1 protein-coding gene is annotated in these 1,201 nt (G+C 70.9%); it reads left to right on the top strand.

What is annotated here, in order from left to right:
• Positions 1–1,201 (top strand): acyltransferase domain-containing protein (locus G6021_RS12730; protein ID WP_182610045.1); only part of this gene is annotated, 1,201 nt, incomplete at both ends.

Genomic DNA, 1,201 nt, shown 5'->3' with positions numbered 1-1,201 from the left:
GGGGCTGCGCGCCCTGGCGGCCGGCGACCCCGGCCCCGGCGTCTTCAGCGCGGACGCCCCCGCCGGCACCGGTGACGTCTGGGTGTTCTCGGGCTTCGGTGCCCAGCACCGCAAGATGGCCAAGGAGCTGTACCTGTCCAACCCGCTGTTCGCCTTGTGCCTGGACGCGGTGGACGAGCTCATCGACTTCGAGGCCGGCTACCGGATGGTCGAGATGTTCCTCGACGACTCGGTCACCTACGAGGTGGAGAACGCGCAGGTCGGCATCTTCGCCGTCCAGGTCGCGCTGGTCGACACGCTCAAGGCGCTCGGCGCCAAGCCCGAGGCCGTGATCGGCCACTCGATGGGCGAGGTCGCCGCCGCCTATGCGGCGGGCGGGCTGAGTCTCGAGGACGCGGTGCGGGTGATCTGCGTCCGCTCGCGCCTCATGGGCGACGCCGAGCAGCAGGTCTCCGACGAGGACGCCGGCGCCATGGCGCTGGTCGAGTACTCGGCCGAGGAGATCGCGCAGATCATCGCCGACAACCCGCAGTTCGCCTCGATCGAGCCCGCGGTCTACGCCGCGCCCACCCACACCACGGTCGGCGGCCGCGCCAAGCCCGTGGCCGAGTTCGTGGCCTGGGTCGAGGAGCAGGGCAAGTTCGCCCGCCAGCTCCAGGTCCGCGGGGCCGGGCACACCTCCGACGTCGACATGCTGCTGGGTGAGCTCGCCGCCGAGATCGCGGGCCTGGAGCCTCGCGAACTCCGATCCGGCCTGTTCTCCTCCGTGGACAAGGAGACCTTCTACCGCGCCGGCCACGAGCCGATCCACGCCGAGGAGTACTGGGTCAAGGGCATGCGGCACTCGGTGTGGTTCACCCACGCCGTGCGCAAGGCCGTCGAGGCCGGGTACGTGACGTTCCTGGAGTTCGCGCCCAACCCGGTCGCCGCGATGTCCGTGGCGGCGACCTGCTTCGACGCCGGCCTGATGGAGCCCAACCTGCTCCACACGCTCAAGCGCAAGGAGTCCGAGGCCGACACCCTGCTCCACGCGATCGCCCAGCTCTATGTCCACGGCCACGAGGTCAACATGGACCAGGTCGTGGAGATGCTGCACGGCTACGTCACCGGTCCCGGTCGCTACGCCGCGGTGCCGGGCACGGCGTGGAAGCGACGGACGCTGTGGCCGACCGTCACCGCCGGTGGCGGGTCGGGCGAGGGC

The organism is Dietzia sp. CW19 (assembly GCF_014145265.1).
Classification (GTDB): Bacteria; Actinomycetota; Actinomycetes; order Mycobacteriales; family Mycobacteriaceae; genus Dietzia; species Dietzia natronolimnaea.
This window is presented reverse-complemented; position numbering and strand designations above follow the sequence as displayed.